The following is a 25,622-nucleotide window of genomic DNA, read 5'->3' on the forward strand; positions in this document are numbered from 1 at the left end:
AACACCGGAAAAACTCACTCGGCAGCAATCCATAACCAGCCGGCAAACCGCGGGGAAGTCGGGTCTGACATGCATCCAACGAACAGCACTTTCGAACATATTTTCGAACTGTTTTCAGTAAACCGTGTCACCCCCGACACGTCAAGCAGAGCCAAAAACCCAGTTCACAGGAGCCTCGAGCGTCACAGTGGCATCAATCCATTAACCTTGAGATGTGACAGCTCAAGAGCAGACCGGGAGGGGCATCGGGCCCGAATACCTGCTGGCGGGGCGGTACCGACTCCGCTCCAAGATCGGCGACGGAGGGATGGGCGCCGTCTGGCTGGCCCGCGACACCCTCCTCAGCCGTGACGTCGCGGTGAAACAGGTCACAAGCACGGAAGGCCTCGACACCGAAACGGCCGAAGAGGTCCGTGAACGTACATTGCGCGAGGGCAGGAACGCCGCAAAGCTCACCCATCCCCACTCCATCGCCATGTACGACGTCGCGATCGAGTCCGGCGAACCCTGGCTGGTCATGGAGTACTTCCCGGCTCGCAGCCTCGCCCAGGCCATGAACCTGGCGGACACGTTGCCACCACTCGAAGTCGCGCAGATCGGCGCGCAGATCGCTGCGGCACTCACCGAAGCGCACGCCGCCGGCATCGTCCACCGCGACATCAAACCCGGCAACATCCTGATCGCCGACCGAGGCAAGTCCCTCGGCACCGTCAAGATCAGCGACTTCGGCATCGCCCGCGCAAAGAGCGACGTGTCCGACACCCAGGACGAGGTCATCACCGGCACTCCCGCGTACTTCGCACCCGAAGTTGCCCGCGGCGACGACCCCACCGAGGCCAGCGACGTCTTCTCACTCGGGTCGACGCTCTACACGGTGATCGAGGGCCAACCGCCCTTCGGCATCGACTCGGACGCTATCGCCCTACTGCATCGTGTCGCCAAGGCCGAGATCTACCGACCCACCAAGTCTGGACCGCTCACCGATGTTCTCCTTCAGCTCCTCGAGCCGGACCCGACCCGTCGGCCGACGATGGCTCAGGCACGCGACGCGCTCGCCGCAGCCGCGACCGGCGGCGGCACGATCGATCAGTTGATCGACGCTCCCGTCTACTCGTCCGAGGGCGCCGTGCCGGCCTGGGCTCACCGCACCACACAACTCGCCGACCCACACCGCCGCAATCGCCTGACCGGCTCCACGGTCACCGGACTTCCTGCAGTGCAACAGAACACGCCACTGCGAAACGTTCCCAGTCCGATGGACATGTTCTCCTGGCCGCCGCGGATACCGACCGGACCCACCGATGCCAGCACCCGCGACAAGGTAGTCGCGTGGGCTCCCCTCGCCATGACCGGCATGGTCGCCGTCATCATCTTGGCCGCACTGATCGTCGTCATCCTGGTGTTTACGGCCTGACTGGTGTTCACGGTCTGAGCACAAGCTTCACGCAGGCAGAATATTTGCATTGAGGTGAAACACGTTGTCCGGGTCGTACTTCGCCTTGACTGCGGACAACCGCGCGTACTTCCCCGCGCCGTAGGAAGCTCGCACTCGGTCCTCGTCGACGTCGGTCATGAAGTTGACGTACCCGCCTTGGTTGGACGAGAACGGACGCAAGGCTTCCCAGGTCTCACGCACCCACGATCGATCCAATTCCAGCGTCCCGGCATCGGTGGCCGTCGCCGTCATATTGCACACGTAATGCGGTGTGCGAGAACCACCGAACGCTGTGTCGTCCTCGCCGACGGAAGTGAAAGCTCCCTGCAGCGGAAAGATCGGCATGAAGGACATCGGCGACGATTTCTTGCCCGCTTGTTCGGTCAGAACATCGATCACGTCGTCGGAGAAATCCACCAGGTCCAAAGCCTTCTCATAGGCGTACGCACCCCACGGTTCCGATTCGTCGAGCATCGACTGCAAGCCGACGTACGGGATCGGAGTGACGAACTCGAAAAGCGTCGGCAAGCCCTCTCGAATCGGCGCAATCGCGTTCGAGTGTTCTACTTCCGATCCGAAACCGGCTACCAGCAACGCGTATCCGGGCAGTAGGTGAAATTGATCCGGGACAAACGGCGCCGGCGGCGCGGACAAACTGACGGCAACCATCGCACCCGCATTTCTCGGCAGGGCAGGCACTACCTCGCGGCACAGACGAAGCGCTGCGGGTCCGTCCTCCATCCCCCAGAAGAACAGTCCCAGATGCACTTCCGGACCGATCTCGCTCAGACGGTACTCGAACTCGGTGACCACTCCGAAATTTCCGCCGCCACCGCGCAGTGCCCAGAACAAGTCGCTGTGATCGTTCTCGGAGGCTCGAACGATCGAACCGTCGGCGAGCACCACCTCTGCCGACACCAGATTGTCGATCGCCAGGCCGAGCGTGCGGGTCAACCACCCCATGCCACCACCGAGTGTCAGGCCACCGACGCCGGTATCACTGATCACTCCGCCGGTCACCGCCAACCCGTGTTCCTGCGTCGCCTTGTCGAGGTCGGCGATCGTCGCACCACCACCGACCCTGGCTCGCTTCGCTGACGGGGCGACGCTGACTACGTTGATCGCACTGAGATCGATCATCACTCCGCCTTCACACACCGATGTGCCTCGGTAGGAATGCCCGCCACCTCTGACCGAAACCTCCAACGAATGGGCTCTGGCAAATGCAAGTGCCACAGCCACATCCGACGCCGACCGGCACCTGGCGATCACCGCCGGACGATGATCGATCTGCCCGTTCCAGATCGATCTGGCGTCGTCGTACTCCGGATCTCGGGGGCCGAACACAGAACCTGTGATCGCCGATTTCAGTGGCGCGAACTCGACCGTCGTCATCACGCACCTCCCCTATCGGGTGTCACGGTGACCAGCAGGTACTCCCACTCCATCGTGAACGGTTCGCTTCCGCTGCCGTACCTTTCCGCCAACTCGAGCAGAGCGCGGTCCAGCGCCTGCGTTCGGTCGGGATCTCCGGCGATGTTCCGGTACACCGCGATGGTCGGCCCGTAATTCTTCTTGAAGAAATCACGGAACTCTTCCGGCCCGCTGAATGTGTCCACACGAAGTACGTCTTTCCTCGTGGCAACATCGCCGAGCAGATCACGAACATGGTTCTCATCGCCCCACAAAGGCGCCGGCTGCGAACCAGGAGGCGGCGGCGGTGCGTACGGCTTCATCGTTTTGAACATCTCGCCGATGAATCCCGTCGGAGTCCAACTCAGCACTCCGATCATTCCGCCGGGTCGGCATACTCGCACAAGTTCGTCCGCGGCGCGCTGATGATGCGGTGCGAACATCACACCGACGCACGAGAGCACCACGTCGAACTCGTTGTCGCCGAAAGGAAGAGCCTCGGCATCGGCCTCCTGCCAGTCCAATTCGACTCCGGCGAGGGAAGCGGCCTCCTTACCCGCTACGAACAATTCGGGAGCCAGGTCAGTGGCAATCACCTGCGCACCCAGCGCGGCCGCCGGAATGGCGGCATTGCCGGACCCCGCCGCGACGTCCAGCACGCGGTCACCCTTCTGCACACCGCACTCGCCGACCAGTACGGGCCCGAGTTCCGCAATGACCTGCGTGGCCACCGCCGGATAGTTACCGAGACCCCACATGGCCCGATGCTTGGCCTTCAGCTCACGATCCAGCCCGAGCGTTTCCGTCGATTCACTCATTACCGTTCTCCTTCAATATTTTTGGTACTCGGAGCCCAACAACCTCGGAGCCCGACAACATTCATGCCGTTACTTCGACGCTACGACGACGGTTCACTCCGCTCCAGTACGAAATCTGTACCGGAGCACTCCAGAGGCCTACGATCGAGTGATGGGGTCCTCGTACCACCAGTTCTGCCCCGTCGCCAAGGCGATGGAGCTACTCGACGAGCGGTGGACGCTGCTTCTCCTGCGCGAACTGATGATGGGAAGCGACCATTTCAACGATCTCCGACGCGGACTTCCGCGAATGTCACCGACTCTGCTCTCCACGCGGCTGCACCAACTCGCGATCGCAGGCATCGTGGAGCGAGAAGAAACCGACTGCGTCGTCAGTTACCGATTGACCGACGCGGGCCGAGAACTGCGCCCTGTGGTCGAAGCTCTCGGAATCTGGGGTACCAGGTGGATCGGCGAGCTGGGCGATGAAGACCTGGATCCGAAACTGCTGCTGTGGGACATGCATCGACGCGTGGATCACTCCGTGGTTCCCGACGGAAAGACCGTGGTGCACTTCGTTTTCTCCGGCGTGCGTGAACATTCGCGAAACTGGTGGCTCGTCATCAATTCCGGGGAGGTGGACATGTGCGATATCGATCCGGGTTTCGACGTTGCGGTGTCGGTCTCTGCCGGCTTGCGATCGATGACCGAGATCTGGCGCGGTAACCTGACCTGGTCGGACGCCATACGGTCAGGTGACGTCACCATTTCGGGGCCTACGGCGTTGCGTCGTAGCTTGCCTTCGTGGTTCGAACTGTCGACTTTCGCATCGATCCCGCGCCCCGCGTAAAGCGCGCTCACCAGCCCCGTTCCGTCCTGTTACAGAGCTGTTTCAGACCGTGACACCGTCGACGAACGGCGACCACCTGACGGTGACACTGACCGAGCAGTCTCTGTTGTATGCCCAGCCACCGCGGAATAATCCGCCTCGCCGCACTCGGTGCAGTCGTACTCGGTGCGCTCACGCTCAGCGCATGCTCGTACACAGAAGAAGCAAAGCCCAAGAGTGGTAATTACCTTGCCACTCAGCCTGATTCAGGACCTGCAGGCGGCGAGATCGAGGACGGCATCAGCGTGCAGGATACCCATGTACCTGCACTGGCCCGTCTCGATTCCGCACTGCTCGCGGCGCTGCAGTCGGCAGCGGCCGACGCACAGGCCTCCGGAGTGAACATGCACGTCACCTCGGGTTGGCGGTCCGCCGCATACCAACAGCGACTGTTCGACGAAGCCGTCGTCAAGTACGGCAGCATGAACGAAGCGTCCAAATGGGTGCACTCCCCGAGCCTGTCGAAGCATGTCAGCGGACAAGCCGTCGACATCGGACCGACCGACGCCGACGACTGGCTCATCCAGCACGGCAATGATTACGGCCTCTGTCAGACCTATGCCAACGAGATGTGGCATTTCGAATTGGCAACCACTCCCGGCGGGGAATGCCCGCCCCAACTGAGCAACCCTTCGGACGAGAGAGCGGAAGGCTGATCATGACTCGAGTCAAACCCGCGAGACTGATTGCCGCACTGGCACTCCTGATCCTCGGAGTCGTCGAATTCGAACTGGCAGTCAACACTACTGGTGGTCAGATCGTCGACCAACAACTCATGGTGGGCGCGGCCACTTCCGAAGGACTCAGTGTGTTCTCCACCGAGTTCATCGGCCTCGTCACTCCGATACTGATAGTGGGAGGAGTGCTCGTGGCACTCATGATCACATTGCGCAACAACCCGATTGCGCTGGCCCTACGCGTCGTCGTCGTGACCCTCGGTCCCATCACGACGGCCTGGGTTCTCAAACAATCGTTGGATCGACCGGACCTGAACGGCCTGGTGATGCACAATTCCTTCCCCAGCGGCACGCTGACGGCCATCGCTGCTCTGGTCTGCGCGATCGTGCTCGTCACACCCTCGAGGTGGCGGGCAGTCGTTGCAGTCAACGGTGCGCTGATCACCATCGGGACCGCGATCTCGGTAGTCGTGTTGCAATGGCACCGGCCGAGTGACGTGATCGGTGCGCTACTGCTCGTCGGCTGCTACACCCTCGCCGTGTCGGCATTTCCGTTGAACACCAGCGTCGCACGGCACGCAGTACTGGCGGACTCAGGCAACGAACGGCTCTCGAAAGTGTGACCCCTGTACCCTTGGCTGACCGAGATTCCTCCGACCGCAGAAGGCCCCTGATCATGGCGAGTCCAAGGTGAGCGCATGGTGAGCATTCTTTTCATAGAAGACGATCCAGCGGTAGCCGAGGCAATCACGTTGGGACTGAACCGACTCGGGCACAACGTCAGCCATCGGCCCGACGGTAACGGCGATTTCGACGACGTCCTCGGCTCCACCGACCTCGTCCTACTCGACCTCGGACTGCCAGGAGCCGACGGTTACGAGATCTGTCGACGCATCCGTACGCGCAGTTCGATCCCGATCATCATCTTGACCGCCAGATCCGACGACATCGACACTGTTGCGGGCCTCGAGGCCGGTGCCGACGACTACGTCGTCAAACCGGCCAGTCCGCGTGTCCTCGATGCTCGGATCAAAGCCGTCGTGCGGCGCTCGGCGCCCGCAACGACGCGTTCAGATGTGGCGCCGGGCGCAGAGAAGTTCGGCGACCTGGAATTGGATCGGTCGTCATTGCAGGTACGCAAAGCCGGGACGCTGCTGACCCTGACTCCGACCGAACTCCGACTGATACTGGCGCTGACCGAAAACCCCGGACAGGTTCTCAGCCGCAGGCAGTTGTTGTCCGCAGCCTGGGACCAGGAATACCTGGGCGACTCACGAATCGTCGATGCAGCAGTGCAGCGGCTGCGCGGAAAGATCGAGGACGACCCAGCCGCACCGACCGTGATCGAAACGGTGCGCGGGTTCGGGTATCGCTTCAACACCAGCCCGGCCCGATGAGACCGACCTGGCTTCGGGTCGACGGTCTTCGGACCAGGCTCGTGCTCGTGTTCATCGCAATCGTCGTGATCATCGCCGGGGCAACCGCAGGCGTCGTCTCGTTCATGGCGCGGTCATGGATCTATTCCAACGCTCAGGACGTGGCAACGGCACAATTTCGCGACGAACTGCAGTACAGCAACGGACCGCCGGTAGACGGGTTGACACCTGACACCCTCGACCAGATCTTCCAGTCCGACATGACTCTGATCGTCGACGGCGAAGTCATTCGTCAAGGATCAGTGGATGCGGCAACGATCCCACCCAGCTTCGAAGAGGGTTTGGACAGTCCCAAACTGATCCGCTTCGAGAGACTCGACTCCCAGCGCATCATGTTGGGAATGTCGGTCAATGTCGTGGACATGACTGCAGACGACGGCTACGACAACGAGACACTGGTCAAAGCCGTCACCATCCGGCCGCTGGTAGGGGTGCAGGACAAGTTCGACGACCTGCTTCGAGCAGTCGGTCTCACCCTCGCGGCGGGTGTGCTGGTGAGCGGTCTGCTCGGACTCTGGATCGCGTCGACGCTGGTCCGTCCGCTCAAACGCCTGGACGAGGCCGCCGCCCGCGCCGCCGACGGCGACCTGAGCGTCCGGCTCCCCGAAGACGGAGTAGCCGAACTTGCCCAGGTCACAACAACTTTCAACAACATGGTCGCTCGCAACGAAGCGGTCATCCGAGGTCTGGAAGAATCGGAAGAGCAGTCGAGAAGATTTGTCGCCGACGTCTCCCACGAGCTTCGAACGCCGCTGGCGGCATTGGTTCCGGTCAGCGAAATCCTCCGCGAAGAGATCCCCAATCTTCCGCCGGACGCAGCCGCTGCAGCGCGCATCGTGAGCAGTGAGATCGGCAAGCTCACTCGACTTGTCGAAGATCTGATCGAAATGTCGCGCCACGACTCACAACAGGCGCGTCTCGTCCTCGACGACGTCGACCTCGTCGAATTGACCGAGCGCACACTCGAGAGCCGAGGTTGGACAGAAACCGTCGAACTCCGTGCACCCGAAAACGTCAGCACCAGAGTGGATTCGCGTCGAATCGACATAGTCGTCGCCAACCTCGTCGGCAACGCACTGCGCCACGGAGCGCCTCCGGTTCGCGTCGAGTTGAGCGCAGAACCCGGTTTCTCCGTCATCACCGTCGTCGACCACGGCCCCGGCATCTCACCCGAAGACCGGCAGGCGATTTTTCGGCGGTTCTACAAGGTCGACACCGCGCGCGGACGCAGCGAGGGCAGCGGACTCGGGCTCTCCCTCGCCGTCGAAAACGTGCACTTGCACGGCGGCACCATCAGCGTCGACCAGGTGGACGGGCGCACGATCTTCACGGTTCGCCTGCCCCATCGCTGACCCCTTCCCGAGCGAACGTACCTTTCGGCGCACCCAAGGCGATCGTCGTACCGTTCGCTCGAGAAGGGGTGGACACTTCGCACCCTGGGCCCCCCACGTTTGACCAAATAGTGGGATTCTGGTTTCAACATGTGAAACCACACGAGTAGCGTCGGCATCGTCGAACAGCGTAGAAATCGGAGGGCACCATGACGCAGGCGTCGCGGTTGGAAAAGACGGCCGTCTCCCCGAAGGCGTGGACGATGCTCGGAATCGGCGTCGCAGCCCAGGCCGCAGGCACCGTCTTCGTCAGCACCCCCGCCTTTTTGATCCCGCTGCTGCATTCCGAGCACGGTCTCTCGTTGACACAAGCCGGAACCCTGGCCGCTGCACCCACTTTCGGCATGGTTCTCACCTTGGTGGCGTGGGGAGCGATGGCCGACAGATTCGGTGAGAAATGGGTCATCTCCATCGGGCTCGCGCTGACGGCGATCGCCGCGCTCGCCGCGACCACCACCGACAACTACGCCCTCCTCGGGATCGCATTTCTACTGGGCGGAATGGCTGCGGCGAGCACCAACGCCGCCAGTGGGCGTGTTGTGGTCGGCTGGTTTCCCAAGGATCGGCGCGGCCTTGCGATGGGCATCAGGCAGATGTCACAGCCACTGGGCGTGACCATTGCGTCGTTGACCATCCCGACTCTCGCTGCAAACGTAGGAATCGGTTCGGCCGTCGGACTATCGGTGGCGCTCAACGGCGTCCTCGCCCTGATCTGTGCCGTCGCATTGGTCAATCCCCCGCGCCCGGCGGCACGGCCCACAGATATCCCGGTCGAAACGATCAACCCTTATCGCTCGAACTGGTTCCTCTGGCGCATTCACGTCGTCTCGGCACTCCTGGTGTTTCCGCAGTTCACCCTCTCGACGTTCGGTCTGGTCTGGCTGATCAGCGAGCAAGGCTGGGACGCGGCGCCCGCTGGACTCCTGATCGGGATCTCCCAGTTCGTGGGTGCGCTCGGCCGCATCGTCGTCGGCATCTGGAGTGATCGCGCCGGAAGCAGAGTAGGCCCGCTGAGGTTGGTTGCCGTCTCCGCATCCGCGGTCATGTTGGCAATGGCAGCAGCCGGCGCAGCGCCTTGGGGCGTTCCGGCCCTGATCCTGCTGCTGGCAACCACCGTCAGCGTCGCCGACAACGGTTTGGCGTTCACATCCGTCGCCGAAGCGGCCGGGCCGAAATGGCAAGGAAAAGCGTTGGGCGCACAGAACACCGGCCAGTTCATTGCCGCGTCAGCAGTGGGCCCGGTGGTCGGTGCGCTGATCGGCGCGGTCGGCTACCCGCTCGCTTTCGCGATAGTCGCGGCATTTCCAGCCGCGGCAATCCCCTTGGTGCCCAGCCGAGATCGCGACATCAGCGTCTAGTCCCTCATCGGATTCGGTTGCACTGCAGGTCCCGTCAGATCACAATGCGGCTTGCACGCAACCGAATCCGCTTCCTGAACAGGCTCGACAGTCGGAGTACGGATCAGCGTCGCGGCGATGGCCGCACCGATCAACAGCAGCGCCGCACAGATGTACATCGCGTACCGGAAACCGTCGGAGAAACTCGACGGATCGACCAGGCTCTCGGCATCAATGCCCACGAGAGCGGGCAAGGCCGCAACCGCAAGAAGCTGGCTCGTGCGAGCAACGGCATTGTTCACACCTGACGCGATTCCGGACTGCTCCACCGGCACCGAGCCGAGCACGGCCGCAGTCAACGGCGCCACCATCACCGCCAGGCCGAGCCCGAAGACCAGAACTCCCGGCAGCACGACGGTCAGGTACGACGCATCCGGGCCGATCCGCGTCATCAACACCAACCCCACCGCGGCAACGGCGGGCCCGACCGTCATCGGCAATCGCGGTCCGTGCGTCTGCGCGTAACTTCCCGCGCGCGAAGACAACAGCAACAATGCCAAGGTGATCGGTACCGTTGCGACGCCGGCAGCCACCGGTGAGTACCCCGCGACCAACTGCAATTGCAGCACGAGCAGGAAGAACACACCGCCAAGCGCCGCATAGACCGCGAGAGTCACCAGATTGGCCGCGACGAACATCCGCGAACGAAACAGGGACGGCGGCACCAACGCACTCGGCGATCGACGTTCCACCACAACGAACAGGCACAGCGCGAGCACCCCGACCAGCCCGACTATCGGGTTGACTTCGATCAGCCCGTACGTCAGCGCCCCGAGACCGACTACTGCGCAGGCAGATCCGACCACGTCCAGGTGCTCGGGCGGATGCGGATCGCGGCTCTCGGGCACGTGGCGCACCGCTGCCCACACCACGACGATCGCCAACGGAATGTTGAGCAGGAACACCGATCGCCATCCCGCCACTTCCACCAGCCAACCGCCGAACAGCGGACCGATAGCGCCGGCGACACCACCCAAGCCCGACCACAAGCCGATGGCCGCACCGCGGTCCTCCTCGCGAAGTGACGCGGAAATGATGGCAAGGCTGCCAGGCGTCAAGAGCGCAGCTCCCACTCCCTGCAGGATCCGCGCAATCACCAGAAATGTGATGTCAGGTGCAATTCCGCACAGCAACGACGCGACCGCGAACCAGACCGTCCCCCACACGAATACCCGCCGCCGACCCCAACGATCGCCGAGGGCTCCGCCGAGCAGTATCAGCGACGCCAATGCCAAGGTGTATCCGCTGAGAGTCCACTGCAGCCCGGCGACACCGGAATTCAAGTCCTCGCCGATGTGCGGCAGAGCAATGTTGACGACGGTGCCGTCGAGGAGAGCCATGCTCGAGCCGAGAACGGTGGCGGCGACAACCCAACGCCCACGTCTCGACGCGAGCGCCAGTGGTTCCGTCATCGGTCCATGGTGCGCCTTCACTCGCAATCGCGAAAGGGTGCGCGGAAATTCAGTCGATCTGTCGGCGATGTGCCCAACGTGTCAGCGCATTGCGATTGGACTGCTGAGTCTTTCGCAGAACGTTCGATGCGTGAGTCTCGACGGTCTTCACGGAAATCACCAGGTCCTCGGCAATTTCACGGTAGGTGTACCCACGTGCCAGCAATCTGAGCACTTCGAGTTCTCGCGGAGTGAGCGAGTCGAGTTCCGGATCGAGTTGTGGCTCGGGTGCATTGGAGCGTCCGGTGAAGGAGTCCAACACGAAACCTGCCAGGCGCGGCCCGAACACCGCGTCACCACCGGCAACGCGTCGTACGCCCTCGGCAAGTTCGGATCCCGAGATCGTCTTGGTCACGTACCCGCGCGCACCGCCGCGGATCACCGCGATCACGTCTTCGGCGGCATCGGAAACGCTGAGCGCCAGGCACACCGGGCCGGAATCGATTCCGCGCAGAACTGCCACTCCACCACCGTCGGGCATGTGGACATCGAGCAGAACGACGTGCGGCTTCGTCGAGTTGATACCGGCGATTGCCTCCGCGACGCCGCCGGCCTCACCGACGACATCCATATCCGTCTCGCGCGAGAGCTCGGCCCTCACCCCGGAGCGGAACACTGCATGATCGTCGACAAGAAATACGCGGTACGGGGGCGGCGCAAGCGAAGTCACTGGGGCTGTTCCTCGGGGTTGTCGACACGGTCAGCAGTCTGGTCCCACTTTAGAGCAGAGTCACCGAGCGGCATGTGCACGCGGATTTCGGTGCCCTTTCCGATGTCGGATCGAACCACGACGCGGCCACCGCGCCGCTCGATTCGACCACGAATCGACTTGGCCAGCCCCTGGCGATCCTCCGGCACCGCGTCGACGTCGAATCCGACGCCGCGATCACGAACGAACACACTGACCTGATCACCCTCGACCTCGGCGAACAGATTGATTTCCTTCTCCCCCGAGTGCTTTGCCGAGTTCACGAGAGCTTCACGCGTCGCACCGAGGAGCGCGGTGAACGCTTCCTTGGGCAGGCCGTTCTCGACGCCTTCGCCTTCGAGTTGTACGTCGCCGACAGTGACGGGACGGACCGTGACACCGTGCTGGTCTTCCACTTCACCGGCGATGATCTTCAGGCCTTCCGTCAGGCTCGTGTGGTCGATGTCGCCGCCGCTGAACAACCACTTGCGCAGCTCGCGTTCCTGACCGCGGGCCAGGCGCGCCACCTCTTGTGGGTTGTCGGACTGCTTCTGAATCAGAGCCAACGTCTGAAGGACGGAGTCGTGTAGGTGCGACGCAATCTCTTCACGTTCGTCGTTGCGAATTCGGGCCGCACGCTCGGCGCCGAGAGCACGCCACATCCGCAGCCACAGGGGCACCGTCAACAAACCGACACCGATCAGCGTCACGACCACCGCCAAGAGAGACGAGCGCAGTGCTTCGAGGTCGACCTGAGCAAGGACGACAACGCCAAGACCCAAGATGATCAAGGTGGCTCCCCCGACCACCCGCGCCCACGTCAGAACGGTAGGCCGCTGCGGCAAGCCGATGACAGTACGGGGACCGTCGGAGTCGAACTCGCGCCACACCAAGGCGGCACCGATCGCGACGACGAAGAACGGCGCGAGCACCGAACCCGCCGTGCCGCTGAACAACCAGGACAACGCGGCTGCGCCGCCCAATCCGAGTGCGATCAAGCCGTACGCCCGCTGCCTCTCGGCCGCGGACGGCTTCTGCGTGTCCGTGCCGGCGGAGGTGAAGATCCACAAGGCGCCGTAAATGACGATGCCGGATCCGGCCATCGCCGCAAGAATCGTGAAGGCGACGCGCACTTTCAGGACGTCGATACCGAGATGATCGGCGATCCCGCCCGCAACTCCGGCGACGATGCGACCGCCGGAGCGCCGCTCCAGCTTTCGCAGTGGCACGGCACCCGGAATGGGCACGCCCTTCTTCATGGGTACGGGATGCACCGGTACCCCGTTGACGGGCGGGCCTCCCGCAAACCCGGGAGCGGGACCGCTCACGAACGGCGGATCTGACAGATATTGCACATAGTCGATACTGGCACGAACCACGCGGACACACATCAGGGTCCAACCCTGAATCAGGCCGCCACACTCACCCGCGATCACCACAAAGATCAGGGTTGGCCCTGATGCGCGGAGGCTGCCTCGGAAGCCAGGATTGATTCATGAACAATCCGACTTTCCAAGAACAGATCCAGGATCTGTGGCGGACCCGCCCCGTGCGTCTGCCGGCACAAGGTCACGTGGCTGGGGTATGCGCCGGAATCGGATACCGGTACGGCATCGACCCCGTTCTCGTACGCGTGGCGTTTGTCGCGTCCACCATTTTCGGTGGCTCAGGCATCCTTCTCTACCTCGCCGGCTGGTTGGTACTTGCCCGTGCCGGTGACGGATCGTCCCCCGCGCAGTCGTTGATGGGCCGCGGACACAGTTCCGATTCCAGTACCAAGACCATCGTCTTGCTGGTGGCCCTCGCCATCGCGGCTACGACTGTCGGCCCCGTCGGCGTCGGTCTGGGCGGTTCCGGACTGATCGGGCTGATCCTGATGGTCGGTGGCCTGTGGCTGCTCTACCAACGAGCGCCCATCCCGCCCGCACTGCCGCAGAACACGTCGCCTTATGTCGGCGCAGGTACCGCGTATCCAGGCACCGGATTCACGCCTGGGCCGTTCACCCCCGGATACTTCGCGCCCAATCAGCCTCCCGTGTACACGCCGTACACCAAACTCCCCGACAGTTATGTGCCCGAGGAACGACCGGCCGACCATCCGCAGCAGTCACCACAATCTCAGGCCGCTCATCCGACGATCAACCTGTCGAAGGACCCGAGCGCTTCGGTCAGCACCAATCCGACCGAGGTGATCGGTGAGGCCGCCATCACGCCGCCGTCCTGGGATCCGCTCGGTGTCGCTCCGTTCGCCTGGGATCTTCCGGATCCGGCAGCCAAGGCCACACCGCTGCTCCCGTTGCCGCCACGTAAGCGTCGCTCGCGTTGGACGCTGACGGTCCTCGGACTCGCAATCATCGTCGCCGCAGTCACCGGGGCAGCGGGCGCCGCAACCGGCAACGAGTGGTTCACTCCCGGCCGGGTCGGTGCAGTCGGACTCGCCGTCATCGCACTCGGCCTGATCCTCGGGGCATTCTTCCGCAAGGGGTACGGCCTGCTGGTCGTCACCGGACCACTCGTGGGTTTCGTGCTTCTCGCCTCGCTGGTCTACCCGATCGAGTTCGACGCCTCGGGTGAGCAAAGATGGACTCCGGCAACAGCTTCCGAGCTGGAGCCGTCGTATTCGGGAGCCTTCGGAAGCTTCACTCTCGACCTCAACGGGGTCAAGTTCACCGAGGACAAGACCATCGACGTCGCGGCGTCGTTCGGCGAGTTCACCGTCATGGTGCCACCAACCGTCAACGTCAAGAACAGCTGCACCGTCGTCATGGGTGACGGATCGGGTTGCCTCGACGGCGGAATACACCCGGGCCGTGATGTGACACCGGACTCTCCCACCCTGACCATCAACGCCAAAGCCACGTTCGGCAGCCTGAAGGTGACGCAATCATGAGCGAGTACGACGAGACGACAGACCAGGACGAGACCCGAGAATCCAAGCGCCCCTCGGCACTTCTGCTGATCGCCGGACTGGCCGCACTACTGGTCAGCGTGTGGGCGTTGGTCGGGCCGTTCTCTCTGGCGCCGGCAGCGAACATTCAATTCCGTTGGCTGTTCGTCGGTGCCGCCGTCGTGGCAGGACTACTGCTGGTGATTCTGCCGAATCGGCGCAACCGCAAGTAAAACTACTGTGCGCCTTTATTAACCGCGGGGGGTTAATAAAGGCGCACAGTTGTTTTTACTCCCACTCAATAGTTCCCGGCGGCTTGCTCGTCACGTCGAGGACTACGCGGTTCACGTCCGCAACCTCGTTGGTGATTCGAGTCGAGATGCGCTCGAGGGTCTCGTACGGCAGACGCGTCCAGTCTGCGGTCATCGCGTCTTCACTCGAGACCGGACGCAGCACGATCGGATGACCGTACGTCCGGCCGTCACCCTGCACGCCCACGCTGCGGACGTCGGCGAGGAGAACCACCGGGCACTGCCAAATCGTTCCGTCCAAGCCTGCAGACGTAAGCTCTTCGCGCGCAATGGAATCTGCATGACGCAGGATCTCGAGGCGATCGCGGGTGACCTCACCGATGATGCGGATACCGAGTCCGGGACCGGGGAACGGCTGGCGTCCGACGATCTCTTCCGGCAGACCGAGTTCGCGGCCCACTGCACGGACCTCGTCCTTGAACAGCAGACGCAGCGGTTCGACCAACTTGAACTGCAGGTCTTCCGGCAGCCCGCCGACATTGTGATGGCTCTTGATGTTTGCAGTTCCCGTGCCGCCGCCGGACTCCACGACATCCGGGTACAGGGTGCCCTGCACGAGGAAGTCGACGGTCGCACCGTGAGATGCGTTCTCGCCCAGAACATCACTGACTGCGCCTTCGAAGCTGCGGATGAACTCGCGGCCGATGATCTTGCGCTTGGTCTCGGGATCGGTGACCCCAGCCAGCTCACCGATGAAGGTGTCCGCAGCATCCACGGTGATCAGACGCGCACCGGTTGCCGCGACGAAGTCCTGCTCGACCTGCGTGCGCTCACCGGCTCGCATCAAACCGTGATCGACGAAGACACACGTCAACCGGTCGCCGATTGCCCGCTGAACCAAAGCCGCAGCGACAGCCGAGTCGACACCACCGGACAGACCGCAGATGGCGTGTCCGTCGCCGACCTGCTCGCGAACCTGCTCGATCAGCGCATCGGCGATGTTGGACGCCGTCCACGCTGCCGGAATACCGGCGATCTCGTGCAGGAAGCGGCTCAGGACCTGCTGACCGTGTGGGGAATGCAGAACCTCGGGGTGGTACTGCACGCCGGCGAGCTTGCGGGCGCGATCTTCGAACGCTGCGACGGGAGCGCCATCGCTGGTCGCAGTCACCTCGAAGCCCGACGGCGCTTCGGTGACGGCGTCACCGTGGCTCATCCACACCGGCTGCGTCGCGGGAAGTCCGTCGTGCAGCAACCCACCGGATACCGCGATGTCGGTACGACCGTATTCGCGGGTGCCGGTCTCGGCAACGGTGCCGCCGAGGGCGCCTGCCATTGCCTGGAATCCGTAGCAGATTCCGAAAACCGGGATGTCGTGATCAAAAAGTGCGGGATCGAGCTTGGGAGCACCGTCTGCGTAGACACTCGAGGGCCCACCCGAGAGCACAACAGCCAAGGGGTTCTTGGCCACGATCTCCTCGACGGTCGTGGTGTGCGGAATCACCTCCGAGTAGACCTTGGCTTCGCGAACTCGCCGTGCGATCAACTGCGCGTACTGCGCTCCGAAGTCGACGACAAGAACTGGTCTCTGCTGCTCGATATCTGCCACAGGTGCAGTCTAATCGCCGCAGCCAGCGCTTCTGCGCATGCATGGACTCAGCCCGCTCCTCGGCCGAGTGAGCGCGAGGTACGTCACTACAAAGGCCGACCCTCCGGACTGCGCGGCGACCTCGGGGCGAACTAGACCACCGTCCAGGTTAACGATGCCCCAATCACCCGCACTTTAGCTTCGGCAATCAAATCGGCGACATCATCGCAGGCCAGAGCCCGAAATGGACGGAGGGTGAATTTTCTGGACGTTTGACCGATTCGCCTGAACCAAACGTCCAGTAAAGGTAATCTCGCCCGTCAAGTGATCAGGATCACGATCGCAAACGGCCGGCGCCGCCGAACGGCGCTCACCTCGAGGAGGACCTGTGCGTCGATTCATACGACGACTCGCCATACCTGTCGCGGCTGTGACGGCTGCCGCCGGACTTCTAGCCCTCGGCACGCCGGCCACTGCTGACGAAGCCCCGCCGACCACCTTCACCGGCACGACCGACAATCTGATCTTCACGAAGAGTGTCATCGGGAACGCGGCAGTTCACCCGGGTGACACCGTCACGTACAAGACCGAGATCAAGCACAACGAAAGCGGCATCGAACGGTCGATCGCAAAGATCCGTGACATCCCGCCCGCAGGATTCGTCCTCGTGCCGGGCAGCGCCAAGGCCACCTACCTGGGTGTGACCAACCGGGCGACGATCAGCAACGAATCAGATGGCGGAGTCTCAGCGAAGTGCTCGAGCGGCTGCACCTTCCTCGTCGGTGGATTCGTCGTCAAGAAGAACCAACCCGTCACGCTCGAAGCGACCTACACGGTCCCTGTCGGCACAGCGTTCGGGACGTACGACAGCGGCATGCTCTTCGACGTCAACGCCTTCAGCACGCAGCAGGGCCTCAACCCGATCAACGTCAACGTCCAGGTCGTCGACCCGTCTGTCGCCACCGGAACCACTCTGGTTGCACCGGCAACGGCGAAGGTCGGCACGCCGGTCGACCTGACCGCGACGGTTGCGCCGTCCGACGCGAGCGGCACCGTCCAGTTCAAGGACGGCGGCAACGACATCGGCGCACCCGTCCCGGTCTCGGGCGGTAGCGCCACCCTCTCCCACACCTTCGACAGCGTCGGCGCCCACGACATCACCGCCGCGTACAACGCCGGTCCGGGATTCCACAGCTCGACCTCCGGAGTCCAGACCGTCGACGTCTCCGCGGACACCACCACCACGATCTCGGCTCCGAACGCAGCATTGGTCGGTGACAGCATCACCGTGAGCGCCGTCGTCACTCCGGCCAACGCCGTGGGCACGGTGCAGTTCAAGGACGGCGACACCAACCTCGGCGCACCGGTGGCCGTGGTCGACGGAACGGCTTCCCTGACCCGCAGCTACGACGCCTCCGGCACGCACAGCTTCACCGCAGTGTTCACCGGCGAGGCCGGCTACGGCGATTCAGTGTCCACCGCAACCCAACTCGACGTCAGCGATCCCGACTGGGGAACCACCACCACCGTTGTCGAACCGCTCACAGCAGTCGTCGGTGAACCGACCAACCTCTCGGCCACCGTCTCCCCCATCCCGAGCAGCGGAACCGTGACGTTCAAGGTCGACGGCGCCGAGGTCGGTACCGCACCCGTCGGCACGGGTGACGGCGTCGCGATCCTCCCGCACACCTTCGCATCAGCCGGTGCCGCAGCCGTAGTTGCCGAGTTCTCCGGCGGAACCGGATTCATCGGCTCCACGTCCACATCGTTCACGGTGAACGTGACCGATCCCGAGCCCGCCCGCGCGGACACCACGACAGTTCTGACTGTCAGCGGCTCCGCTCAGGTCGGAAAGGCATTGCAACTCAAGGCCACCGTTGCACCCGGAACAGCAAACGGAATGGTCCAGTTCAAGTCCGGCACGACGCCCATCGGCGCACCCGTTGCCGTCGTCAACGGCGTCGCGACGCTCACGCACACCTTCGACGACGAGGGAACGTTCGGCCTCACTGCCAACTTCGTCGGCGACGCCGGCTGGAAGAACTCCGTCTCCGGCCCGACGGTCGTGCAGGTCGGCACCGCGCCGACCGACGGCGGCGGCACCGGAAGCGTGGACACCGGTTCACTCAGCGGCCTCATCCCGCTCTTCGGAAGCTAGTCCCCCACATCAGCTTTGGACACCACTCCCGTACCCAGCTCAGGAGAATCCATGTTCGTGTACTCCAGACGTCGCATCGCGGCGCCGATCGCCGCCACGGCACTCGCCAGTGGCGTCATCCTCGCGGGAATCCCCGCATCAGCGGCCCCGGTGACAACAACTTTCGGAACGAGTTGCCTCGCAACCCCGTCCGCCGTCGCCGGTCCGACCACGCAGTCCCAGTCCGGTTCGGTCATCGTCGACGCACCGGAGAGCGTCGGAGCGGGTGAGACCTTCGAGGTCACCATCCAACCCGGTCCCATCGCCTTCCCCGGATCGGCTTCGGGGGCGACCGTCCAGAACGTCTCCCGCATCAAGGTCGACGTCGACGTTCCCGCGAACGCCACCCTGGTGGAAGCCACCATCGTTCCCGGAACTTCGGCAGGGCTCAGCGGTGTCGCGCCGAACATCCTGCGTGTCAACGAGAACGGCAACGTCGATCCCAACGGAACGATTCTGCGTCTCTCCGGAAACAACCAGGTCATCGGCAACAGCCCCAGCTCGAGCATCAACTCCGAGGGCGGGATAGTCGTCAAGGCGACCGGCAAGAACGTCGACGGCTCCAACAATGCCGACGGCTACACCCAGTTCCAACTCCCCCAGGTCAAGGCAGTTCTCAAGGCCGGCGATTCAGGGGACGTCGCGATGAAGGTACGCACCGGCGGCAGCGCAGGAGCATGGAACAACGATCGCAACTTCCTCACGTTCCTCCCCAAGGCCACCCTGGTCATCACCGCCTGGGCGCCTACTCGGTGCACCCCTCGTGACGCTGAGAACGGTCCTCTCAACAGCGGCGCAGGCCCCCTCGCCACGACACGGATCATCGAAGCGGACAAGGCAACCACCACCACTGTCGTCGGACCGGCCAACGCCAAGAACGGAACTCCTGTCACTCTGTCGGCCAACGTGAGCGGCGGCGCAAACGGTGGAACCGTCCAGTTCTTCGACGGCGACAACCCCCTCGGGGACGCGGTGCCGGTAACCGGAGGGTCGGCAAGCATCTCCCCGACCTTCACCGAGGACGGACCGCACTCCATCACCGCGAGCTACAGCGGTGCACCCGGATTCCTGGCGTCGACGTCGGCGTCGGCCAAGATCGTGACCGTCACGACCGATGCGCCGCCTGACGCCGTGACCACTACCGCAACGGTTTCGCCGTCTACCGCGAAGGTCGGTCAGGACGTCAACCTCACCGCCAAGGTCGATCCGCAGGGCACCGGCGGCACCGTCGACTTCATCGTCGACGGCACCGAAACGCTGACTGCCACGGTCGGAACAGACGGAGTTGCCATCGCTCCGTACACCTTCACCTCGACAGGAACGCACAAGGTTGTCGCGAAGTTCACGGGTTCACCAGGATTCGCGCCGTCCGCTGCCCCGGCATTCCCGGTCAGTGTCACGACTCCGGCTCCCGCTGACGTCGAGACGTCCACGGTTCTCGACGCCGTCGGAACTGTTCAGAAGAACACCCCGGTGACACTCAAGGCAACGGTCGATCCGGCCGGTGCCACGGGCAAGGTCCAGTTCAAGGTCGGTGACACCCTCATCGGTGGACCGGTCGACGTGGTCAACGGTGTCGCAACGGTACCGGCCACCTTCTACAACTCCGGGACCTACAGTGTCACCGCCGAATTCGTGGGTGGTTCGGGCTACACGTCCTCGGCCTCCGCGCCGCAGACCCTGACCGTCCCCGGTGATACCGACGGCGGACCCGGTGGCGGAACCGGCAGCCTCGACCTCGGCACCCTCTTCGGGTCGCTGGGCGGCTGACAAGGTGGGCTGACGATCTGAAACTGCAAAAGGGGCGTGCCGTCGAATCCTCGACGACACGCCCCTTTTCGGTTCGCGGTGAACTATCCGGCAGCAGGCTCCGCCGGAACAGCCGTAGCCGTCTTGCCGCCGGTGATCTTCACGATCGGCAGAACCAGCGCTGCCGGAGCCGACGCCGGCACCACGGGCGACTTGGGTGCAATCGGAGCCAAACGCTCGTAGCCGCTGCCCTGGGCGGGACGCAGGTCCGTCTCCCCCTTGTTCGGCCACAGCGAGGCCGAGCGCTCGGCCTGAGCGGCGATGGTCAGCGACGGATTCACGCCGAGATTGGCCGACACCGCTGCACCGTCGACGACGCTGAGCGTCGGGTAGCCGTACACGCGGTGGTACGGATCGATGACACCGTGATCGGAATCCGACGCGATAGCGCAACCGCCCAGGAAGTGCGCGGTCAAAGGAACGTTGAAGATCTCGCCCCACGTGCCGCCTGCGACGCCGTCGATCTTCGCGGCAACTCGACGCGTCGCCTCGTTGCCCTCGGGAATCCACGTCGGGTTCGGCTGACCGTGGCCCTGCTTGCTGGTGACCTTGCGTCGACCGAACAGGCCCTTCTTCGTGTACGTGGTGATCGAGTTGTCGAGGTTCTGCATGACCAACGCAATGATCGTGCGCTCGCTCCAGTCCTTGACAGTCAGCATGCGCAGCATCTGGTACGGGTTCTTCGCGACCACACCGAGGAACTTGATCCACCGCGGTGTCGAGCCACCGCCATCCGTCATCAAGGTCTGCAGCAGTCCCATCGCGTTGGAACCCTTGCCGTAGCGGACCGGCTCGATGTGGGTGTCACTACTCGGGTGGAACGACGACGTGATCGCCACTCCGCGGGTCAGGTCGAGTGCAGGATCGACCTTGTACTTGCCTGCGCCGACGATGGATTCGGAGTTCGTTCGAGTCAGCTCGCCGAGCTTGTCGGAGAGCTTGGGCAGCGCTCCGGTGTCCTTCATGTCGAAGAGCAGATGCTGAGTGCCCCACGTTCCGGCCGCGAGAATCACGTTCGCAGCCGTGTAGGTGCGGCGGTTCTTTCGTCCGAATGCACCGGTTCGCTCGGTGAACACATCCCACGAACCGTCGCGAGCCTCACGAAGTCCGGACACAGTGGTCATCGGAATGATCTCGGCGCCGGCTGTCTCGGCAAGGCCCAGGTAGTTCTTGAGGAGAGTGTTCTTCGCGCCGTGACGGCAGCCCGTCATGCACTCGCCGCACTCGATGCAACCTGTGCGCTCGGGTCCGACGCCGCCGAAGTACGGGTCCTTCGCCTTCTTGCCCGGCTCACCGAAGTAGACGCCGACGGGCGTCTGGATGAACGTGTCGCCGACGCCCATGTCGTCGGCGACCGACTTCATGATCTCGTCAGCGGGCGTCATGTGCGGATTCTGCACGACGCCGAGCATCTTCTGAGCCTGCTCGTAGTACGGGGTGAGCTCACTTCGCCAGTCGGTGATGTGCGCCCACTGCTTGTCCTGGAAGAACGGCTCCGGTGGCTGGTACAGCGTATTGGCGTAATTCAACGACCCGCCGCCGACCCCTGCACCCGCGAGGATGAGGCAGTCGCGCAGCAGATGCACGCGCTGAATGCCGAAGCAACCCAGCTTCGGAGCCCAGAGGAACTTCTTGAGATCCCAGCTGGTCTTCGCGAAATCTTCGTCGGCATACCGTCGGCCGGCTTCGATGACGCCGACCTTGTAGCCCTTCTCCACGAGACGAAGCGCGCTCACGCTTCCGCCGAACCCGGATCCGACGATCAGTACGTCGTAGTCCGTTGCCCGTTGCTTGCCCATCAGGACACCTCCACCGTGAACCGTAGTTACCCGCCAGTATGCACCTATCCCTTGTGACTACCACCACAAGGGGCCCCATAAGCGTAACCGCAAGTATCAGGAACGGAAGAAAGTCCTGCACAACGAACTGTGGCCCCGGTTCACGAAGAACCGGGGCCACAGAAAGGTACAAACTACGCGCGGACCGTCAGCCCGACCTTCTGGAACTCCTTGAGGTCGGAGTACCCGGCCTTGGCCATCGACCGACGAAGACCGCCGACGAAGTTCAGAGAACCGTACGGATCATCCGAAGGACCGCTCAGGACCTGATCCAGGCTCGGACGCTCGCCGTAGGAAACCGGAAGAAGCGCTCCACGCGGAACCGAAGGATGAGCCGCAGCGGACGGCCAGTACCAGCCGCCACCCGGCGCCTCGGCGGACACGGCCAGCGGCGCGCCCAGAACGGCAGCGTCGGCACCGCAGGCGATGGCCTTCGCCAGATCACCCGAAGTTGCGATGTCACCGTCGGCGATGACGTGGACGTAGCGTCCACCCGTCTCGTCGAGGTAGTCGCGCCTGGCTGCTGCAGCGTCGGCAATGGCCGTGGCCATCGGAACGCCGATACCCAGGACCTCACCGGTGGTGGTTGCACCCTCGGTGGAGCCGTACCCGACGATGACACCGGCAGCGCCGGTACGCATCAGGTGCAGCGCGGTGCGGTGGTCACTGACCCCACCAGCGACAACCGGAACGTCGAGTTCCGAGATGAACGTCTTGAGGTTCAGCGGTTCCTGCTCGGTGTGCACGACGTGCTCGGCCGAGATGATCGTCCCGTGGACGACCAGCAGGTCGATTCCGGCCTTGATCAGCTCGGGCGTCAGTGCGCGCGCATTCTGCGGACTGACCCGAACGGCAGTGGTGACCCCCGAATCACGGACCTGCGCCACCGCAGCAGCCAGAAGACCCGCCTGCAGCGGTGCCGCGTGCAGCTCCTGCAAGTAGCGGATGGCTGCGTCGACGCCACCGTCCTTTTCGGCGATCTCGACGAGACGCCGGAGCTTCTCCTCGACATCGGGGTGACGACCCCACAGGCCTTCACCGTTGATGACACCGAGGCCGCCGCGCTTACCCAGCTCGATCGCGAAGGTCGGCGAGACCAACGCGTCGGTGGGATGTGCGAGGACTGGGATGTCGAACCTGTAAGCGTCGAGCTGCCAAGCAGTCGACACCTCCTTCGACGAACGGGTTCGCCGGGAGGGAACGATGTTCACATCGTCCAACTCGTAGGTACGTCGGGCCGTTCGACCCATGCCGATCTCAACGAGGTCGCGCACGCGCGCCCCTTTCTCGTGTACTGGTTGCTAACGAGCGGTGTAGTTGGGTGCTTCGACAGTCATCGTGATGTCGTGCGGATGGCTTTCCTTCAAACCGGCCGCCGTGATCTGGACGAACTGAGCGTTCTGCAGGTGCTCGATCGTCGCCGACCCCGTGTAACCCATGGCAGCGCGCAGACCACCGGTGAGCTGGTGCGTCACCTGGGAAAGCGGGCCACGGAACGGAACACGTCCTTCGATGCCTTCCGGAACCAACTTGTCCTCGGAAAGTACGTCGTCCTGGAAGTACCGGTCCTTGGAGTACGACTTGGCCTCGCCACGCGACTGCATCGCGCCGAGCGAACCCATTCCGCGGTAGCTCTTGAACTGCTTGCCGCCGACCAGGATCAGTTCGCCGGGCGATTCAGCGGTACCGGCCAGGAGCGAACCCAGCATGGCCGTCGACGCACCCGCGGCGAGAGCCTTCGCGATGTCACCGGAGAACTGGAGTCCACCGTCAGCGATGACGGGCACACCGAGAGGCTTGCACGCGGCAACCGCTTCCAGGATGGCCGTGACCTGAGGGGCACCGACGCCGGCGATGACGCGGGTGGTGCAGATGGAACCAGGGCCGACTCCGACCTTGACGGCATCGACACCGGCTTCGACCAGTGCCAGAGCACCCGCGCGCGTAGCGACGTTGCCACCGATGATCTGAACCCGCTCACCCAGTTCACGCTTGAGCTTGGCGATCATGTCGAGAACGTTGGACGAATGACCGTGCGCACTGTCAACCACAAGTACGTCCACACCGGCATCGGTGAGCGCCATCGCACGCTGGAAGGCGTCGTCGCCTGCACCGACTGCAGCGCCGACGAGCAGTCGACCGTCACGGTCCTTGGTGGCGTCCGGATGCTGCTCGGTCTTGACGAAGTCCTTGACCGTGATCAGGCCGGTGAGCTTGCCGTTGCCGTCGACGATCGGCAGCTTCTCGATCTTGTGCCGACGAAGAAGGCCCAGTGCCACGTCTGCGGTGACGCCTTCCTGAGCGGTGATCAGCGGCATCTTGGTCATGATCTCGACGACCGGACGATTCTGGTCGACCTCGAAACGCATGTCACGGTTCGTGACGATGCCGACCAGCTGGCCGGCGTCGTCGGTGACCGGCAGACCCGAGATGCGGAAGCGAGCGCACTTCGCGTCGACCTCACCCATCGTGTCGGTCGGCTTACACGTGACGGGATCGGTCACCATGCCGGCCTCGGAGCGCTTGACGGTCTCGACCTGTCCTGCCTGAACCTCGACGGACGAGTTGCGGTGCAGAACACCCATGCCGCCGGCGCGTGCCATCGCAATTGCCATGCGCGACTCGGTGACGGTGTCCATCGCAGAACTGACCAACGGAATCCGCAGACGGATGTCGCGGGTCAGTTGACTGGACGTGTCGACCTGGCTCGGGATGACGTCGGACGCAGCAGGCAACAGCAGCACGTCGTCGTAAGTCAGTCCCAGCATCGCGACCTTGTTGGGGTCGTCTCCTCCGGTGTGTACATGTCCTGCAGAACTACTCATGCGGTCAGGACCCTCCATGGACCTAGATTCGCCCAGGGCGACCGCTGTAGCAGCCGCCTCGAAACGGATTACGAAAGCTGGATATCGGATAGAAGGCGCCTGCACGGAAAGAAATTCCTGGCACCTTTTCCCGGCGTTGCACACCATGGTATCGGCTCACTCAAAGGTCCGAACCATCCCACCCACGCTGCGGGTACGCGTAACAAGTGGCGCTGACCCCCCTGACCTGCGTACCGTGGTGCTGTGCGTGATCAACTGCCCCCCGGTCTGCCGCCAGATCCCTTCGCCGGCGACCCAGCTGACCCCTCCGCGGCTCTCGATGCCATCGAGCCGGGTCAACCACTCGACCCCCACGAACGCCAAGCGGTCGAGGAGGATCTCGCTGACCTCGCCGTCTATGAGGCGCTCCTCGCTCACCGCGGCATCCGCGGTCTCGTAGTGTGCTGCGAGGACTGCCAACAGGATCACTACCACGACTGGGACATGCTGCGCGCAAACCTGCTGCAGCTCCTCGTGGACGGAACCGTCCGCCCCCACGAGCCTGCCTACGACCCGATGCCTGAGGCATATGTCACGTGGGACTACTGCCGTGGATACGCCGACGCGTCGATGAACGAGGCGATGCACGGCGACGGTTTCGACAGCTGAGCGAA

At 63.5% G+C, this 25,622-nt stretch carries 21 protein-coding genes; 12 read left to right on the top strand and 9 right to left on the bottom strand.

Annotated features, from left to right (window positions below; translation table 11 throughout):
- Positions 1 to 214: 214 nt before the first annotated feature.
- Positions 215 to 1,414: a serine/threonine-protein kinase gene (locus QMA15_RS13770; RefSeq protein WP_020969081.1), complete on the top strand. Its 1,200-nt coding sequence runs from the start codon at positions 215 to 217 to the stop codon at positions 1,412 to 1,414.
- Positions 1,415 to 1,441: 27 nt separating this feature from the next.
- Here the strand turns inward: QMA15_RS13770 and QMA15_RS13775 are convergent, their stop codons facing one another.
- Both QMA15_RS13775 and QMA15_RS13780 read right to left on the bottom strand, forming a co-directional pair.
- Entirely contained in the window at positions 1,442 to 2,833 is a 1,392-nt protein-coding gene (locus QMA15_RS13775) for an FAD-binding oxidoreductase (RefSeq protein WP_029537867.1), read from the bottom strand.
- On the bottom strand, positions 2,830 to 3,666 hold the full coding sequence (locus QMA15_RS13780) for a class I SAM-dependent methyltransferase (protein WP_097387592.1): 837 nt from the start codon (positions 3,664 to 3,666) through the stop codon (positions 2,830 to 2,832). Before QMA15_RS13780 ends, QMA15_RS13775 begins: the two co-directional genes overlap by 4 nt.
- A gap of 151 nt (positions 3,667 to 3,817) precedes the next feature.
- Between QMA15_RS13780 and QMA15_RS13785 the strand changes: the two genes are divergently transcribed.
- From QMA15_RS13785 to QMA15_RS13810, 6 genes are all read left to right on the top strand, one after another.
- Positions 3,818 to 4,495 carry a helix-turn-helix domain-containing protein gene (locus tag QMA15_RS13785; RefSeq protein ID WP_070796127.1) on the top strand — a complete coding sequence of 226 codons (678 nt, stop codon included), beginning with the start codon at positions 3,818 to 3,820 and terminating at the stop codon, positions 4,493 to 4,495.
- A gap of 110 nt (positions 4,496 to 4,605) precedes the next feature.
- Complete coding sequence (locus tag QMA15_RS13790) at positions 4,606 to 5,190, top strand: M15 family metallopeptidase (protein ID WP_019747603.1); 585 nt, start codon at positions 4,606 to 4,608, stop codon at positions 5,188 to 5,190.
- Between the two features lie 2 nt (positions 5,191 to 5,192).
- Positions 5,193 to 5,834: a phosphatase PAP2 family protein gene (locus QMA15_RS13795; protein ID WP_019747602.1), complete on the top strand. Its 642-nt coding sequence runs from the start codon at positions 5,193 to 5,195 to the stop codon at positions 5,832 to 5,834.
- A 75-nt stretch (positions 5,835 to 5,909) separates the two neighbouring features.
- The gene (locus QMA15_RS13800) at positions 5,910 to 6,608 is read left to right on the top strand and encodes a response regulator transcription factor (RefSeq protein WP_020906944.1); all 699 of its coding nucleotides are present in this window, start codon (positions 5,910 to 5,912) and stop codon (positions 6,606 to 6,608) included.
- Positions 6,605 to 7,999, top strand: coding sequence for a HAMP domain-containing sensor histidine kinase (locus QMA15_RS13805; RefSeq protein ID WP_021343597.1), 1,395 nt, complete (start codon positions 6,605 to 6,607; stop codon positions 7,997 to 7,999). The genes QMA15_RS13800 and QMA15_RS13805 overlap by 4 nt, the downstream gene beginning before the upstream one ends.
- 188 nt (positions 8,000 to 8,187) lie before the next feature.
- A complete protein-coding gene (locus tag QMA15_RS13810; RefSeq protein ID WP_020906942.1) occupies positions 8,188 to 9,396 on the top strand; it encodes an MFS transporter in 1,209 nt (402 codons plus the stop codon).
- On the opposite strand, the gene QMA15_RS13815 is transcribed toward QMA15_RS13810, so the two are convergent.
- From QMA15_RS13815 to QMA15_RS13825, 3 genes are read right to left on the bottom strand one after another with little or no spacing between them, the layout of a single operon-like run.
- Positions 9,393 to 10,847 (bottom strand): MFS transporter, encoded by a 1,455-nt coding sequence (locus QMA15_RS13815; protein WP_279163703.1) that lies wholly within the window; start codon positions 10,845 to 10,847, stop codon positions 9,393 to 9,395. The genes QMA15_RS13810 and QMA15_RS13815 overlap by 4 nt on opposite strands.
- 49 nt (positions 10,848 to 10,896) lie before the next feature.
- Positions 10,897 to 11,556, bottom strand: a complete 660-nt coding sequence (locus QMA15_RS13820; protein ID WP_020969075.1) for a response regulator transcription factor — start codon at positions 11,554 to 11,556, stop codon at positions 10,897 to 10,899.
- Entirely contained in the window at positions 11,553 to 12,833 is a 1,281-nt protein-coding gene (locus QMA15_RS13825; RefSeq protein WP_037134353.1) for an ATP-binding protein, read from the bottom strand. The genes QMA15_RS13820 and QMA15_RS13825 overlap by 4 nt, the downstream gene beginning before the upstream one ends.
- 236 nt (positions 12,834 to 13,069) lie before the next feature.
- On the opposite strand from QMA15_RS13825, the gene QMA15_RS13830 reads away from it, so the two are divergent.
- Entirely contained in the window at positions 13,070 to 14,464 is a 1,395-nt protein-coding gene (locus tag QMA15_RS13830; protein WP_069145833.1) for a PspC domain-containing protein, read from the top strand.
- Positions 14,461 to 14,694 (top strand): hypothetical protein, encoded by a 234-nt coding sequence (locus tag QMA15_RS13835; RefSeq protein WP_020906937.1) that lies wholly within the window; start codon positions 14,461 to 14,463, stop codon positions 14,692 to 14,694. Before QMA15_RS13830 ends, QMA15_RS13835 begins: the two co-directional genes overlap by 4 nt.
- A 55-nt stretch (positions 14,695 to 14,749) precedes the next feature.
- Here the strand turns inward: QMA15_RS13835 and guaA are convergent, their stop codons facing one another.
- A complete protein-coding gene (guaA, locus tag QMA15_RS13840) occupies positions 14,750 to 16,321 on the bottom strand; it encodes a glutamine-hydrolyzing GMP synthase (protein WP_019747593.1) in 1,572 nt (523 codons plus the stop codon).
- A 367-nt stretch (positions 16,322 to 16,688) separates the two neighbouring features.
- Here guaA and QMA15_RS13845 point away from each other — a divergent pair, with 367 nt between their 5' ends.
- Positions 16,689 to 18,458: an Ig-like domain-containing protein gene (locus QMA15_RS13845; protein ID WP_279163702.1), complete on the top strand. Its 1,770-nt coding sequence runs from the start codon at positions 16,689 to 16,691 to the stop codon at positions 18,456 to 18,458.
- Between the two features lie 51 nt (positions 18,459 to 18,509).
- The gene (locus QMA15_RS13850; protein ID WP_020969070.1) at positions 18,510 to 20,267 is read left to right on the top strand and encodes an Ig-like domain-containing protein; all 1,758 of its coding nucleotides are present in this window, start codon (positions 18,510 to 18,512) and stop codon (positions 20,265 to 20,267) included.
- Positions 20,268 to 20,350: 83 nt separating this feature from the next.
- Here QMA15_RS13850 and QMA15_RS13855 read toward each other — a convergent pair whose 3' ends face one another.
- The 3 genes from QMA15_RS13855 to guaB form a co-directional block, all read right to left on the bottom strand.
- Positions 20,351 to 22,105 carry a GMC family oxidoreductase gene (locus QMA15_RS13855; protein ID WP_020906934.1) on the bottom strand — a complete coding sequence of 585 codons (1,755 nt, stop codon included), beginning with the start codon at positions 22,103 to 22,105 and terminating at the stop codon, positions 20,351 to 20,353.
- A 173-nt stretch (positions 22,106 to 22,278) separates the two neighbouring features.
- On the bottom strand, positions 22,279 to 23,418 hold the full coding sequence (locus QMA15_RS13860; protein ID WP_021332462.1) for a GuaB3 family IMP dehydrogenase-related protein: 1,140 nt from the start codon (positions 23,416 to 23,418) through the stop codon (positions 22,279 to 22,281).
- A gap of 27 nt (positions 23,419 to 23,445) precedes the next feature.
- Positions 23,446 to 24,969, bottom strand: a complete 1,524-nt coding sequence (gene guaB / locus QMA15_RS13865; RefSeq protein WP_020723641.1) for an IMP dehydrogenase — start codon at positions 24,967 to 24,969, stop codon at positions 23,446 to 23,448.
- A gap of 243 nt (positions 24,970 to 25,212) precedes the next feature.
- Between guaB and QMA15_RS13870 the strand changes: the two genes are divergently transcribed.
- Positions 25,213 to 25,617, top strand: coding sequence for a DUF5319 domain-containing protein (locus QMA15_RS13870; protein WP_003940777.1), 405 nt, complete (start codon positions 25,213 to 25,215; stop codon positions 25,615 to 25,617).
- The last annotated feature ends 5 nt before the right edge of the window (positions 25,618 to 25,622 follow it).

Origin of the sequence: Rhodococcus sp. APC 3903, from assembly GCF_030407755.1 — a bacterium.
GTDB classification, from domain to species: Bacteria; Actinomycetota; Actinomycetes; order Mycobacteriales; family Mycobacteriaceae; genus Rhodococcus_F; species Rhodococcus_F erythropolis.

Coding starts and splice junctions, on each gene's coding strand:
- QMA15_RS13780 (WP_097387592.1), bottom strand. CDS start 3,666: ATGAGTGAATCGACGGAAACGCTCGGGCTGGATCGTGAGCTGAAGGCC.
- QMA15_RS13785 (WP_070796127.1), top strand. CDS start 3,818: ATGGGGTCCTCGTACCACCAGTTCTGCCCCGTCGCCAAGGCGATGGAG.
- QMA15_RS13790 (WP_019747603.1), top strand. CDS start 4,606: ATGCCCAGCCACCGCGGAATAATCCGCCTCGCCGCACTCGGTGCAGTC.
- QMA15_RS13795 (WP_019747602.1), top strand. CDS start 5,193: ATGACTCGAGTCAAACCCGCGAGACTGATTGCCGCACTGGCACTCCTG.
- QMA15_RS13800 (WP_020906944.1), top strand. CDS start 5,910: ATGGTGAGCATTCTTTTCATAGAAGACGATCCAGCGGTAGCCGAGGCA.
- QMA15_RS13805 (WP_021343597.1), top strand. CDS start 6,605: ATGAGACCGACCTGGCTTCGGGTCGACGGTCTTCGGACCAGGCTCGTG.
- QMA15_RS13810 (WP_020906942.1), top strand. CDS start 8,188: ATGACGCAGGCGTCGCGGTTGGAAAAGACGGCCGTCTCCCCGAAGGCG.
- QMA15_RS13815 (WP_279163703.1), bottom strand. CDS start 10,847: ATGACGGAACCACTGGCGCTCGCGTCGAGACGTGGGCGTTGGGTTGTC.
- QMA15_RS13825 (WP_037134353.1), bottom strand. CDS start 12,833: ATGAAGAAGGGCGTGCCCATTCCGGGTGCCGTGCCACTGCGAAAGCTG.
- QMA15_RS13830 (WP_069145833.1), top strand. CDS start 13,070: ATGAACAATCCGACTTTCCAAGAACAGATCCAGGATCTGTGGCGGACC.
- QMA15_RS13835 (WP_020906937.1), top strand. CDS start 14,461: ATGAGCGAGTACGACGAGACGACAGACCAGGACGAGACCCGAGAATCC.
- QMA15_RS13850 (WP_020969070.1), top strand. CDS start 18,510: ATGTTCGTGTACTCCAGACGTCGCATCGCGGCGCCGATCGCCGCCACG.
- QMA15_RS13855 (WP_020906934.1), bottom strand. CDS start 22,105: ATGGGCAAGCAACGGGCAACGGACTACGACGTACTGATCGTCGGATCC.
- guaB (WP_020723641.1), bottom strand. CDS start 24,969: ATGAGTAGTTCTGCAGGACATGTACACACCGGAGGAGACGACCCCAAC.